Genomic DNA, 13,358 nt, shown 5'->3' with positions numbered 1-13,358 from the left:
TCAATGATTCCTTTATTAATCAATTATTTATTATCACAGATACGGCGACCAGGCAGGGAATTTAACCTGTCCATCAGTTGCCGGAAGACGCGCTTTGAAACGCCCATCTGTAGAAACCAAATTCAGCACGGATCCCATCCCCTGAGAAGAGCTGTAGATTACCATAGTGCCGTTAGGTGCCAGACTTGGCGTTTCGTCCAGGAACGTTGACGACAGAACTTGTACGCCACCCGCTACCAGATCTTGTTTGGCAATGTGCTGCTGACCATTGGCCGAGCTTACCATTACCATAAATTTACCGTCGCTGCTCACATCCGCATCCTGGTTTTGCGAACCTTCCCAGGTAATGCGCTGCGGAGCACCGCCGTTGACGTTAACTTTATATACCTGCGGACGACCGGCCTGGTCAGAGGTAAAGGCCAGGTTTTGGCTGTCCGGGAACCAGGTAGGTTCCGTGTTGTTGCTACGGCCATCAGTCACCTGACGGATCTGACCGGAACCAATGTCCATGACATACAGGTTCAGGCTACCGGTTTTAGACAGGGCAAACGCCAGTTTGCTGCCATCCGGAGAAAATGCAGGCGCACCGTTGTGACGTGGGAACGAGGCAACCTGACGAACCGCGCCGTTAGACAGTGTCTGAATAACCAGTGCAGAACGACCGCTTTCGAAGGTCACGTACGCCAGTTTTGAACCGTCCGGAGACCACGCCGGAGACATCAGCGGCTGCGGAGAACGGTGTACCACGAACTGGTTGTAACCATCGTAGTCGGACACACGTAATTCGTATGGGAACTGACCACCGTTGGTCTGAACAACATAAGCGATACGGGTACGGAATGCACCTTTAATACCGGTCAGTTTTTCAAACACTTCGTCACTTGCAGTATGGCCTGCGTAACGCAGCCACTGCTTGTTCACTTTATAGGTATTCTGCGCCAGTACGGTACCCGGAGCACCACCGGTATCAACCAGTTGATAAGCGACGCTGTAGGAACCATCCGGATTCGGTGTAACCTGACCGACTACCACGGCATCAATACCCAGCGCAGACCAAGCGGCAGGTTGAACTTCCTGCGCGGTACCCGGCTGCTGCGGCAGGCGAGAGCGGTCTAACGGGTTAAATTTACCGCTGTTACGCAGGTCAGCACCTACGATGCCACCGATATCTTCAGGTGCAGCACCCGGCCCTGCCCATTGGAAGGGGACAACGCCAATCGGGCGTGCCGAGTCCACCCCCTGGGTGATCTCGATACGTACTTCTGCGTGCAGCACCGCTGCCCACAGCATCAGAAAACCAAATGCTACTCGTAATGCCTGCTTCATCATATCTCCCTTATCTGGACGGAAAGCCCACGATAATTTAGCAGAATGTTAACAAACTCAAATACACAAAACTACCAGAACTCTGTCTCAACCTTAGACCGTTTCCCCTGAATTCTCAGGGGTCGTTATTACAGTTTAAAGTCCAGTTTGGCATCTTTTACTTTTTCATAAACAGCCTGGCTAGGCGGTTTAGGAATTCTGGCTGTTTTCGCAGCCGTCAACGCGGCCTGGCACAATGCCGGATCACCGCCCTCTTCGGTCACATCCAGTAACAGGCCGTCGGGTGCTAATTTGATGTGCAATACGCAAGATTTACCTGCATACAAATCGGCACCATACAAACGGCTCTGGATCGCATTACGAATTTGAGATGCGTAAGCACTGATATCAGCACCAGATGCACCGCCATTTGCACCACTTGTACCACTATCTTTCGCCGGTTGGCCGTTTCCTTTCGCTCCACCACCCGATTTCGGCGCATTCTTACCGGAACTCAGGTCGCCCAACAAGTCGTCAACGCCAGAAGCCGCAGCGGCTTTTTCGGCCGCAGCCTTTTTCGCAGCAGCCGCTTTATCTGCCGCAGCTTTCTTATCGGCAGCGGCTTTCTCGGCTGCAGCTTTTTTGTCTGCTGCTGCTTTTTCCGCCGCAGCTTTCTTATCAGCCGCCGCTTTTTCAGCAGCGGCAGCTTTCGCGGCAGCTGCTTTTTCAGCCTTTTCGGCGGCGGCTTTTTCTGCTGCAGCTTGCTTAGCGGCTTCAGCCTGCGCTTTCTTCGCGGCGTCTGCCGCAGCCTTCGCAGCTTGTGCTTCGGCAACTTTCTTCGCATCAGCGGCGGCTTTAGCGGCTTCGGCCTCAGCTTTTTTCTGTGCGTCCGCAGCGGCTTTCTTCGCGGCATCTGCTGCTTGTTTCGCTTGAGCATCAGCTTTGGCCTTCGCGTCTGCAGCAGCCTTCGCCGCAGCTTCTTCAGCCTGTTTCTGTTGCTCTTGCGCTTTCGCAGCGGCGGCTTCAGCCTGCTTCTGCTGTTCCGCCTGTTCGCGTACTTTTTCCTGCGCGGCTAAACGTTCTTTCTCCAGCTGCTTCAGTCGCTCTTGCTCAGCGGCCTGCTTCTCGCGAAGTTCCTCAGCCTGCTGCTGCGCCTGTTTTTCACGCTGCTCTTCTGCACGTTTCGCACTTGCCTGCTGTTGCTGCTGCCTGTCGTACTGTTGCACGACGGCGCCAGGATCGACCATAACAGCGTCGATGGACGAACCGCCACCGCCGCCGGCTGAAGCATCAATGTGCTCATCGAACGAACTCCAGATCAGTGCTGCAAATAAAATGACATGCAGCACCGCTGAAATAATTATCGCCCTTTTGAGCTTGTCGTTTTGTTCGGTTGCCTTTGACACTCTCGGTTCCCAAAAAACTGTTCGCCTGTTACGCGCTATCTTTCAAGCCAGCAAAACGCGGTCATCAGATTGGCTGCGTCATCAAGCCAACCGATTTTACGCCTGCACTGTGTAACAAGTTCAGCGCTTTAATTATTTCATCATAAGGCACGTCTTTCGCACCACCGATTAAAAAGACCGTTTTCGGATTGGTCTGCAGGCGGCTTTTCGCTTCCGCGATAACCTGCTCAGGTGGCAGTTGGTCCATACGATCTTTCTCAACAACCACGCTGTATTGCCCAATACCGGAAACTTCAATAATGACCGGCGGTTCGTCGTTACTGCTGACGGCTTGCGATTCGGTCGCATCCGGCAGGTCGACTTCCACACTCTGCGTAATGATCGGCGCGGTTGCCATAAAGATCAGCAGCAGCACCAGCAGTACGTCGAGTAGCGGTACAATATTGATTTCGGACTTGAGCTCGCGACGACCTCGTCCACGCGTTCTGGCCATGGCTTACCCCTTGTTGCTCTCGCTAACGGTAAACGCCTGGCGGTGCAGAATCGCGGTGAACTCTTCCATAAAGTTGTCGTAATTAAGTTCCAGCTTGTTCACGCGCTGATTCAGTCGGTTGTAAGCCATAACCGCCGGGATTGCCGCAAACAGACCGATAGCCGTTGCAATCAACGCTTCCGCGATACCCGGTGCAACCATTTGCAGCGTTGCCTGTTTTACCGCGCCCAGCGCGATAAATGCGTGCATGATCCCCCAAACGGTACCAAACAGACCGATATATGGGCTGATGGAGCCGACGGTGCCGAGGAATGGAATATGCGTTTCCAGCGTTTCCAGTTCACGGTTCATCGAGATACGCATCGCACGGGATGCCCCCTCAACGACCGCTTCCGGCGCATGGCTGTTCGCCCGATGCAAACGCGCAAACTCTTTGAATCCGCTGTAGAAAATTTGCTCTGAACCCGCCAGATTATCACGACGCCCCTGGCTTTCCTGGTACAGACGCGACAATTCAATGCCGGACCAGAACTTGTCTTCAAATGCTTCGGCTTCACGTGAAGCCGCATTAAGAATACGGGTCCGCTGGATAATAATGGCCCAGGATGCGATTGAGAAACCAATCAAAATCAACATGATAAGTTTAACCAGAAGGCTTGCCTTCAGGAACAAATCAAGGATATTCATGTCAGTCACTGCTTAAACTCCGCGACAATAGACTTGGGAAGCGCACGAGGCTTCATTTTGAGTGGGTCAACGCACACAATCAGAACTTCGGCTTCATTCAGCACGGTGTTCTCTGCGTTGACAATGCGTTGCGTGAAAACCAATGAGGTGCCACGCATTGACGTAATTTCGGTTTGGACTTCGAGCATATCGTCGAGCCGGGCAGGCGCAAAATACTCGAGGGTCATCTTGCGCACCACAAAGGCTACACGTTCGGCCAACAAAACCTGCTGACTGAAGTGATGATGACGCAGCATCTCTGTGCGTGCTCTTTCATAAAAAGCGACGTAGCTGGCGTGGTAAACCACCCCACCGGCATCGGTATCTTCATAGTAGACACGAACCGGCCATCGAAACAGCGTTGTATTCACTTTACATCCCGGTAATGCAACAAAAGGTTAGTGCTTTCAAACTTCGCTACTATACGCGCGGGAATGGTGCTTTGGAATGGGGGAAAGTAAACGGAGAGTAAAAAATTATGGGCTTATGCAAGCCCATAAATATTTAAGGATGTTTCTTATTCAAAAGAAGAAGAAAAACAGACCAACAACGAGGACGATATCCGCGATCAGCGGGCTGAAGATGCCCTGCCAATGTACGGCGCGAGGACGGAAGCCAACGCCGTGAATAATGCCTGCGCAGACCGCCCACATCAGTAGAAAACCATGCCAGATTTCAAGCTCACTGGTTTTGGCCGCGAAACGTGACGGATCCCAGAATATGCAGCCAGCCAACACGATTGCCAGCACAAAGGAAAGCGCCCGCAGGGGGCGCTTGTCCATCGCGTTGTATACCATCGCGATTATGTTGGTCATCAGCTATCTTCTTGTCCGGCTTTGCCTGATTCAACGTGCTCAAGCGCCAGCGCTGTGATTATCCCAAATGCACAGGCAAGAAGCGTTCCCAAAATCCATGCGAAATACCACATTTTAAGCTCCTTACTTAGTACAGAGAGTGGGTATTGCTTTCAATATCTTCTTTGGTGATGCGACCGAACATCTTCCAGTAACACCAACCGGTGTACAGCAGAATGATCGGTACAAACACCGCCGCAACCCAAGTCATCAGGTTCAATGTCCGCTGGCTGGAGGTGGCATCCCACATGGTCAGACTTGCGTTCATCATGGTGCTGGATGGCATTACAAACGGGAACATTGCAATACCAGCAGTCAGGATGATGCAGGCTAACGTCAGTGAGGAAAAGACGAACGCCCATGCCCCTTTCTCCATACGAGAAGTCAGGATAGTCAACAGCGGCAGTACGACGCCCAGTGCAGGAACCAGCCACAGGCCAGGTGCGTTATTAAAGTTCACCATCCATGCGCCAGCCTCGCGAGCCACTTCTTTGGTCAGCGGGTTAGAGGCTGCATGGTGATCCAGTGCGGAGGTCACAACATAACCGTCAATACCGTAAATCACCCATACACCGGCCAGCGCGAAGCAGACCAGAGTCACCAGTGCCGCAACCTGCGAAGTTGCACGTGCACGCAGATGTAATTCACCTACCGTACGCATCTGCAGATAGGTCGCGCCCTGGGTGATGATCATCCCAACGCTCACGACACCCGCCAGCAGACCAAACGGATTCAGCAACTGGAAGAAGTTACCGGTGTAGTACAGACGCATGTAGTCATCTACGTGGAACGGAACCCCTTGCAGCAGGTTGCCGAACGCCACGCCAATAACCAGCGGTGGAACGAAGCTACCAATAAAGATGCCCCAGTCCCACATGTTGCGCCAGCGCATGTCTTCAATCTTGGAGCGGTAATCAAAACCGACCGGACGGAAGAACAAGGACGCCAGTACCAGGATCATCGCCACATAGAAGCCGGAGAACGCGGCGGCGTAGACCATCGGCCAGGCAGCGAACAGCGCGCCGCCTGCGGTGATCAGCCATACCTGGTTGCCGTCCCAGTGCGGGGCGATGGAGTTAATCATAATTCGACGCTCGGTATCATTACGACCGAGGAAACGGGTGAGCATGCCCACCCCCATGTCGAAGCCATCAGTGACTGCGAAACCAATCAGCAGAATGCCAACCAGCAGCCACCAGATAAAACGCAATACTTCATAATCGATCATTTGACGACTCCTGTCTTAGCGTGCCGGCTGAGAAGTCACAGTGGACTGCTCGTAGTGATAACGACCGGTTTTCAGGCTACTCGGCCCAAGGCGTGCGAACTTGAACATCAGATACAGTTCAGCTACCAGGAACAGAGTATACAGGCCGCAAATCAACAGCATCGAGAAGATGAGGTCGCCAGCGGTCAGCGAAGAGTTCGCTACGGCTGTTGGTAACACTTCACCAATCGCCCACGGTTGACGACCGTACTCTGCGACAAACCAACCGGATTCGATCGCAATCCACGGCAGAGGAATCGCATACAGCGCGGTGCGCAGCAGCCATTTTTTCTCACCGATACGGTTACGAAGCACGGTCCAGAAGGACACAGCAATGATTGCCAGCATCAGGATGCCGCATGCCACCATGATACGGAAAGCGAAGTACAGCGGTGCAACGCGAGGAATAGAATCTTTCGTTGCCTGCTGAATTTGCGCTTCGGTCGCGTCGGTGACGTTATCCGTATAGCGTTTCAGCAGCAGACCATAACCCAGGTCTTTCTTCATGCTGTTGAACTGGTCGCGAACGGCCTGATCGGTCGTGCCGGCACGCAGCTCTTCCAGCAGTTGATACGCTTTCATCCCGTTACGGATGCGCTCTTCGTGCTGCACCATCAGGTCTTTCAGGCCAATGACCGGTGTATCAACAGAACGGGTAGCAATGATGCCCAACGCGTAAGGAATTTGAATCGCAAAATGGTTTTCCTGCGCATCCTGGTCCGGAATACCGAACAGCGTGAAGGAAGCCGGTGCAGGCTGAGTTTCCCATTCAGCTTCAATCGCAGCCAGTTTGGTTTTCTGCACGTCGCCCATTTCGTAACCGGATTCATCACCCAGAACGATAACAGACAGAATAGCAGCCATACCAAAGCTGGCAGCGATGGCAAAAGAACGTTTAGCGAATGCGAAGTCACGACCGCGCAGCATGTAGTAGGAGCTGATCCCCAGTACGAACATCGCGCCACATACATAACCAGATGCCACAGTGTGAACAAATTTCACCTGTGCTACCGGGTTAAGCACCAGTTCAGAGAAGCTCAGCATCTCCATACGCATGGTTTCGAAGTTGAAATCCGCGGCGATTGGGTTTTGCATCCAGCCGTTCGCAACCAGAATCCACAGTGCGGACAGGTTAGAACCCAGGGCCACCAGCCAGGTGACGCACATATGCTGGACTTTACCCAAACGGTCCCAGCCGAAGAAGAACAGACCTACAAAGGTGGATTCGAGGAAGAAGGCCATCAAACCTTCGATCGCCAGCGGCGCACCGAAAATATCTCCTACATAGTGGGAGTAGTAAGACCAGTTAGTCCCGAACTGGAACTCCATAGTCAGACCGGTTGCCACACCCAGAGCGAAGTTGATACCAAACAACTTGCCCCAGAACTTGGTCATATCTTTATAAATCTGTTTGCCGGAAAGGACGTAGACCGTTTCCATAATGGCCAGCAAGAACGCCATACCGAGCGTCAGTGGCACAAACAGGAAGTGGTACATCGCGGTCAAGGCAAACTGTAAGCGCGACAGTTCGACTATATCTAACATCATGACTCCTTGCTCATCGCATGAAGACTCCGAGAGTGAACCCCGTTAGAAAGGGTCACACGCATGCCCCAATACAAATTTATCTGCTTCCCTCCGCCGCTGCCCTTTCCTCTCGTTTGAAGAAAGGACAATGATGAAAGGTTACAAACATGTTAATAAAACACTCAAATTGATCCCGCAATTATATTACGCCGTAAAATCCTTACAATAAACAGGTTTTTATCGAGACAAATTTGCATTTTTCGATAGTGATCAATTTATAGCTAATTTATCACTCTCAGACCAATTTGATCTGCAGCAATTTAACCTCTTTTGACGCCGTTTACCAAGTTTTAAACATTGATTTAAATCAATTTCCAAATTTAATGTTAATGGTGTTTAAGAGTCGAGTGACTAGTAAACATCATGTTAACAACATGTTTTTCAATGAGTAATTGCCGTTACTACAAATGATAGGATATTTATTTAAATCTACACGATCTTTTAACCCGTCCGGCTGACAAAATAGTCAGCCGATAAAGAGTCACTATTGTTGGGTAGCTCACAGTTTTTTGTTTAGCAAGTCAGTGTTTCGTTATTTCATACAAATTATTCATTTTAATTTTACTTATAATTAACACCGAAATGTAACTATCTCAAATGGAAGCGAAAGCGTCCCTCATTGACAGACGCATTGCGTTTGGTGTTCTCCTGCAGAGCGCGGTCGTTTCGCTTAAATCATCACTTAAAGTTATCATTCACCTCTCTTCTTCGCTTATATGGCGATGTTTAAATATGCCGCAAACAATTCATTATCATTTTTATCTTAAATTTAACAAAAATAGTTATGCCATATAAGATTAAAAAATAAAAAACCGTTATCCCGTTCACAAGTTATTTAGTAAATATGATTTTTGAAATTATTAAAAATGGTGAATGAATGAGGCGCACAACAAAATAAGATTTCGATCACAAACATGGCAAGTTATTTATTAATCAATTTCTTAATAAATTAAAAACAGTCGCAAAGACAAGCTGCAAGTTACTGATATTTAGTAATTTTTAAAACAAATCAATATAACAATCATTTTGCGCAGGATATTTTGAAAATAGATCAATTGCTTCCTTTTCCGCTTCCACAGAAACTCCAACCCTATTAAGAGGTTGTCACAATCCATGTTCTAAATATTAGAAAACAATTTTCACTTATTGACCATCAGCCCTACAGAGGATTACCCATGAAGAAATCTACACTTGTTATTGGCGTCATCGGTGCTGACTGCCATGCAGTAGGTAATAAAGTTCTGGATCGCGTTTTTACTGCTCATGATTTCCACGTAATCAACCTCGGGGTGATGGTGAGCCAGGATGAATATATTGATGCCGCGATTGAAACTGGCGCCGATGCCATCGTGGTGTCCTCTATCTACGGTCATGGCGACATTGACTGCCTCGGGTTACGTGAGCGCTGCATTGAACGCGGCCTCGGCGACATTCTGCTGTACGTTGGCGGCAACCTGGTCGTCGGTAAACATGATTTCGCCGATGTAGAAGTGAAGTTTAAAGAGATGGGTTTTAACCGCGTCTTCGCGCCAAGCCACGACCTGGAAGATGTCTGCGCGCTTATCACCAATGATATTCACCAACACAATGGCCTTGAGCAGCGTTGCCTGGAAGAGGCCATCTGATGCAAACAGTTTCTGTCGATATCGGCTCGACATGGACCAAGGCAGCCCTCTTCGCCCATGAAGGCGAGGATTTAACCCTGGTAAACCATGTCCTGACCCCAACCACCACACATCATCTGGCAGACGGTTTTTTTGCCAGCCTGAATCAGGTGCTGAACGTTGCCGATGCTCGCCCGTTACTGAAAAGTGGTGAAGTGCAGTTGAAATACTCCTCCTCAGCCAAAGGTGGACTCGCCGTTGCAGCAATGGGGCTGGTGCCTTCCATTACGCTGGAATCGGCAAAAGTTACCGCCCATTCGGCAGGAGCGAAAATCGCGCAATATTATTCGTACAAGCTGAACCGTCATGACATCCAGGAGCTGGAATCATCCCCCCCAGACATTCTGCTGTTTACCGGCGGTACAGACGGTGGCGAAGAAAGTTACGGCCTGGCGAATGCGCATGCGCTGGCGGAATCAAAGCTTGATTGCGCCATTATCTACGCCGGAAACCGGGACATTCAGGACGAAATACAAACGATTCTGGGACATAAAGATTTGACCACGGTAGACAACATTCTGCCAGACCTCGATCACCCGAATCCGTTTGCCGCACGCCAGGCGATTTGCGATGTGTTCTTGTCACGCATCGTCAAAGGCAAAGGTCTGGACGTCATTGTCGGCGAAACAGGCGAAGAGCCAATGCCGACGCCATGGACGGTATATGAGTTAGTCAAAGCCATTAGCGATTACGACAGCGCATGGAAGGAATTCATGCTGATTGATATGGGCGGAGCCACCACGGATGTCTATTCGGCCAGCGCGAATATCCTCTCCCCCGATACCGTCCTGCATGGCGTTCCTGAACCGTTCGTCAAACGTACCGTTGAAGGCGACCTGGGAATGCGCGTTTCCGCCGTCGTGGTCGGAGAAAGCACGCAGGAAATGGTGAAAGTCATCTTCGCCCAACAGCCACAGCGTGAGGAGGCGTTTTACCGCTACCTGCGCCATTTAGTTGGGCAACCGGATTACCTGCCACTCAGCGAGGAGGAGAAATATTTCGACACCCTGCTGGCAGGTTTATGCGTGGGCTATGCCGCTGAGCGCCACGCGGGCACTAAAAAGCAGGTCTGCACCTGCGTGGGTAACGTGGATTTACAGATGGGTCGCGATCTCACCACCGTACGCAAAGTCGTCGGTTCAGGGGGATGGCTCTCGCGCGCCAGCCAGTTCGATATCCATAACTGGCTCAAATACCGGGAGCTGGACGACCAGGGGAAAAGAATTCTGTTACCGAATCAGTTTGAGTATTACCGCGATTCAAATGGCCTGCTCCCGCTTCTGGCAAACGTCGCCAGGCTGTACCCGCAAGCCGCTGCTCGCACCAGCATTCAGTGTTTAACCCTATAAAACTTAAGGCAGCTACGAATGGAACTTCGAAATAAAAAATTGACCCATGACGAATTCATGACCGAAAGGCATCAGGTATTACAAACCTGGGAAACCGGCAAAGACGTTGAGAACTTCGAAGATGGCGTGAAGTACCAGCAATCAATTCCAGATAAAAAGCGCTTCTCCCTTGCCCTGCTGAAGGCCGATCAGGAAGGTAAAACTCTGAGCCAGCCGCGCGCAGGCGTAGCATTAATGGATGAGCATATTGCGCTGCTCAAAACATTGCAGGAAGAGTGCGACCTCCTGCCGAGTACTATCGATGCCTATACCCGTCTGAATCGCTATGAAGAAGCCGCTGTCGGGATCCAGAAATCTATCGAAGCTGGTACTTCCAAACTGAATGGTTTACCGGTCGTCAATCACGGGGTTGCTGCCTGCCGCCGGATGACTGAATCGCTGGAAAAACCGATCCAGGTTCGCCACGGTACGCCGGATGCGCGCCTGCTGGCAGAAATCGCCATGGCCAGTGGCTTTACCAGCTACGAAGGCGGCGGTATCTCCTACAACATCCCTTACGCTAAACGCGTCACCCTGGAAAAATCCATCCGCGACTGGCAGTACTGCGACCGCCTGATGGGCCTGTACGAAGAGAACGGCATTCGTATCAACCGTGAACCGTTTGGCCCGCTGACCGGCACCCTGATCCCGCCGTTTATGTCCCATTCGGTGGCGATTATCGAAGGTCTGTTGGCGCTGGAACAAGGCGTGAAATCAATTACCGTTGGCTACGGCCAGGTGGGTAGTCTGACGCAGGATATCGCCGCTATTCAGGCGCTACGTGAACTGTCTCACGAATATTTCCATAACCACGGCTTCGACGATTACGAACTGAGCACCGTTTTCCACCAGTGGATGGGCGGATTCCCGGAAGATGAAGCGAAAGCCTTCTCCGTTATCGCCTGGGGCGCAGCGGTTGCCGGTATGTCGGGCGCGACAAAAGTGATCACCAAAAGCCCGCACGAAGCGTTCGGTATCCCAACGGCGGCAGCTAACGCCCAGGGCCTGAAAGCGTCACGCCAGATGCTCAACATGGTCAGCGACCAGAAATTCCCGCAGTGTGCTGCCGTGGAGCAGGAAGTTGATCTGATTAAGAGCGAAGTCCGCGCGGTGCTGAAAAAAGTCTTCGAGCTGGGCAATGGCGACATTGCGCGTGGCACGGTGCTGGCCTTTGAAGCTGGCGTGCTGGATGTACCTTTCGCTCCTGCCGCCTGTAACGCCGGTAAGATCCTCCCTGTTCGCGATAACACAGGCGCCATCCGTATTCTTGAAGCCGGTGCCGTTCCGCTGCCGAAAGATATTCTCGCCCTGCACCACGACTACGTCGCAGAGCGCGCGCATTTCGAAGGCCGCAAGCCTTCTTTCCAGATGGTCATTGATGACATCAACGCCGTATCCCACAGTAAATTAATAGGAAGACCATAATGAAAATCAAAAAGGCCCTTTTCACCGCTGGCTACTCCTCATTTTATTTTGACGATCAGCAGGCCATCAAAAACGGTGCTGGTCATGACGGGTTTATCTATACCGGCACGCCGGTCACACCTGGATTTACCTCTGTTCGTCAGGCGGGTGAATGTGTTTCCGTGCAGCTGATTCTGGAAAATGGCGCGGTAGCAGTGGGCGATTGCGCAGCGGTGCAATATTCAGGTGCAGGCGGTCGTGACCCGTTGTTCCTGGCAGAAAACTTCATTCCGTTCCTCAACGATCACATCAAACCGCTGCTGGAAGGCCGTGACGTTGATGCGTTCCTGCCAAACGCCCGTTTCTTTGATCAACTGCGTATTGACGGTCATCTGTTGCATACCGCCGTTCGCTATGGTCTGTCTCAGGCGCTGCTCGACGCTGCGGCACTGGCGACCGGTCGTCTGAAAACTGAAGTGGTTTGCGATGAATGGCAACTGCCGTGCGTGCCGGAAGCCATTCCATTATTTGGTCAGAGCGGCGACGACCGTTATATCGCCGTTGACAAGATGATCCTCAAAGGTGTGGACGTCCTGCCGCATGCGCTGATCAACAACGTGGAAGAGAAGCTGGGCTTTAAAGGCGAAAAACTGCGTGAGTACGTCCGTTGGTTATCCAACCGCATCTTAAGCCTGCGCACCAGCGAGCGTTATCACCCGACGCTGCACATTGATGTGTACGGCACGATCGGGCTGATCTTCGATATGGATCCGGTGCGCTGCGCCGAGTACATCGCCAGCCTGGAAGCCGAAGCTCAGGGCCTGCCGCTGTACATTGAAGGCCCGGTTGATGCCGGAAACAAGCCGGATCAGATCCGCATGTTGACCGCCATCACCAAAGAGCTGACTCGTCTGGGTTCCGGCGTAAAAATCGTTGCCGACGAATGGTGTAACACCTATCAGGATATCGTGGACTTCACCGATGCGGGCAGCTGCCACATGGTGCAGATTAAAACCCCGGATCTTGGCGGTATTCACAACATCGTTGATGCGGTGCTGTATTGCAACAAACACGCCATGGAAGCCTATCAGGGTGGTACCTGTAACGAAACGGAAATCAGTGCGCGTACCTGCGTACACGTGGCGCTGGCCGCGCGTCCAATGCGCATGCTGGTAAAACCAGGTATGGGTTTCGATGAAGGTCTCAATATCGTGTTTAACGAAATGAACCGCACCATCGCGCTGTTGCAAACTAAGGATTAAGA

13 protein-coding genes are annotated in these 13,358 nt (G+C 51.5%); 4 read left to right on the top strand and 9 right to left on the bottom strand.

Translation table 11 applies throughout. The annotated features are described in order from the left end of the window. Positions 1-33 precede the first annotated feature (33 nt). The 9 genes from tolB to cydA form a co-directional block, all read right to left on the bottom strand. Positions 34-1,326, bottom strand: coding sequence for a Tol-Pal system beta propeller repeat protein TolB (tolB, locus tag E1B03_RS08870; RefSeq protein ID WP_003022981.1), 1,293 nt, complete (start codon positions 1,324-1,326; stop codon positions 34-36). Between the two features lie 128 nt (positions 1,327-1,454). Next, positions 1,455-2,711: a cell envelope integrity protein TolA gene (gene tolA, locus E1B03_RS08865; RefSeq protein ID WP_003022980.1), complete on the bottom strand. Its 1,257-nt coding sequence runs from the start codon at positions 2,709-2,711 to the stop codon at positions 1,455-1,457. A 64-nt stretch (positions 2,712-2,775) separates the two neighbouring features. Then, the gene (gene tolR / locus E1B03_RS08860; protein WP_003022978.1) at positions 2,776-3,204 is read right to left on the bottom strand and encodes a colicin uptake protein TolR; all 429 of its coding nucleotides are present in this window, start codon (positions 3,202-3,204) and stop codon (positions 2,776-2,778) included. Between the two features lie 3 nt (positions 3,205-3,207). Then, the gene (gene tolQ, locus E1B03_RS08855) at positions 3,208-3,900 is read right to left on the bottom strand and encodes a Tol-Pal system protein TolQ (RefSeq protein ID WP_003022976.1); all 693 of its coding nucleotides are present in this window, start codon (positions 3,898-3,900) and stop codon (positions 3,208-3,210) included. After that, a complete protein-coding gene (gene ybgC / locus E1B03_RS08850) occupies positions 3,897-4,301 on the bottom strand; it encodes a tol-pal system-associated acyl-CoA thioesterase (protein WP_003835413.1) in 405 nt (134 codons plus the stop codon). Before ybgC ends, tolQ begins: the two co-directional genes overlap by 4 nt. Positions 4,302-4,451: 150 nt before the next feature. Beyond that, positions 4,452-4,745 (bottom strand): cyd operon protein YbgE, encoded by a 294-nt coding sequence (ybgE, locus tag E1B03_RS08845; protein WP_133086068.1) that lies wholly within the window; start codon positions 4,743-4,745, stop codon positions 4,452-4,454. Further along, positions 4,745-4,858, bottom strand: a complete 114-nt coding sequence (gene cydX / locus E1B03_RS08840) for a cytochrome bd-I oxidase subunit CydX (RefSeq protein WP_003022970.1) — start codon at positions 4,856-4,858, stop codon at positions 4,745-4,747. The genes ybgE and cydX overlap by 1 nt, the downstream gene beginning before the upstream one ends. Positions 4,859-4,872: 14 nt before the next feature. Continuing rightward, positions 4,873-6,012, bottom strand: coding sequence for a cytochrome d ubiquinol oxidase subunit II (gene cydB, locus E1B03_RS08835; protein WP_103768835.1), 1,140 nt, complete (start codon positions 6,010-6,012; stop codon positions 4,873-4,875). A gap of 15 nt (positions 6,013-6,027) precedes the next feature. Further along, positions 6,028-7,596 carry a cytochrome ubiquinol oxidase subunit I gene (cydA, locus tag E1B03_RS08830; RefSeq protein ID WP_003022965.1) on the bottom strand — a complete coding sequence of 523 codons (1,569 nt, stop codon included), beginning with the start codon at positions 7,594-7,596 and terminating at the stop codon, positions 6,028-6,030. Between the two features lie 1,217 nt (positions 7,597-8,813). Here cydA and glmS point away from each other — a divergent pair. From glmS to E1B03_RS08810, 4 genes are read left to right on the top strand one after another with little or no spacing between them, the layout of a single operon-like run. Further along, positions 8,814-9,263: a methylaspartate mutase subunit S gene (gene glmS, locus E1B03_RS08825; protein ID WP_003022963.1), complete on the top strand. Its 450-nt coding sequence runs from the start codon at positions 8,814-8,816 to the stop codon at positions 9,261-9,263. Beyond that, positions 9,263-10,651, top strand: coding sequence for a methylaspartate mutase accessory protein GlmL (gene glmL / locus E1B03_RS08820; RefSeq protein WP_103768834.1), 1,389 nt, complete (start codon positions 9,263-9,265; stop codon positions 10,649-10,651). The genes glmS and glmL overlap by 1 nt, the downstream gene beginning before the upstream one ends. An 18-nt stretch (positions 10,652-10,669) precedes the next feature. Beyond that, positions 10,670-12,115 (top strand): methylaspartate mutase subunit E, encoded by a 1,446-nt coding sequence (locus E1B03_RS08815; protein WP_003022957.1) that lies wholly within the window; start codon positions 10,670-10,672, stop codon positions 12,113-12,115. Further along, a complete protein-coding gene (locus tag E1B03_RS08810; RefSeq protein ID WP_133086067.1) occupies positions 12,115-13,356 on the top strand; it encodes a methylaspartate ammonia-lyase in 1,242 nt (413 codons plus the stop codon). The genes E1B03_RS08815 and E1B03_RS08810 overlap by 1 nt, the downstream gene beginning before the upstream one ends. Positions 13,357-13,358: the final 2 nt, after the last annotated feature.

Origin of the sequence: Citrobacter arsenatis (genome assembly GCF_004353845.1) — a bacterium.
Taxonomy (GTDB): domain Bacteria; phylum Pseudomonadota; class Gammaproteobacteria; order Enterobacterales; family Enterobacteriaceae; genus Citrobacter; species Citrobacter arsenatis.
This window is presented reverse-complemented; position numbering and strand designations above follow the sequence as displayed.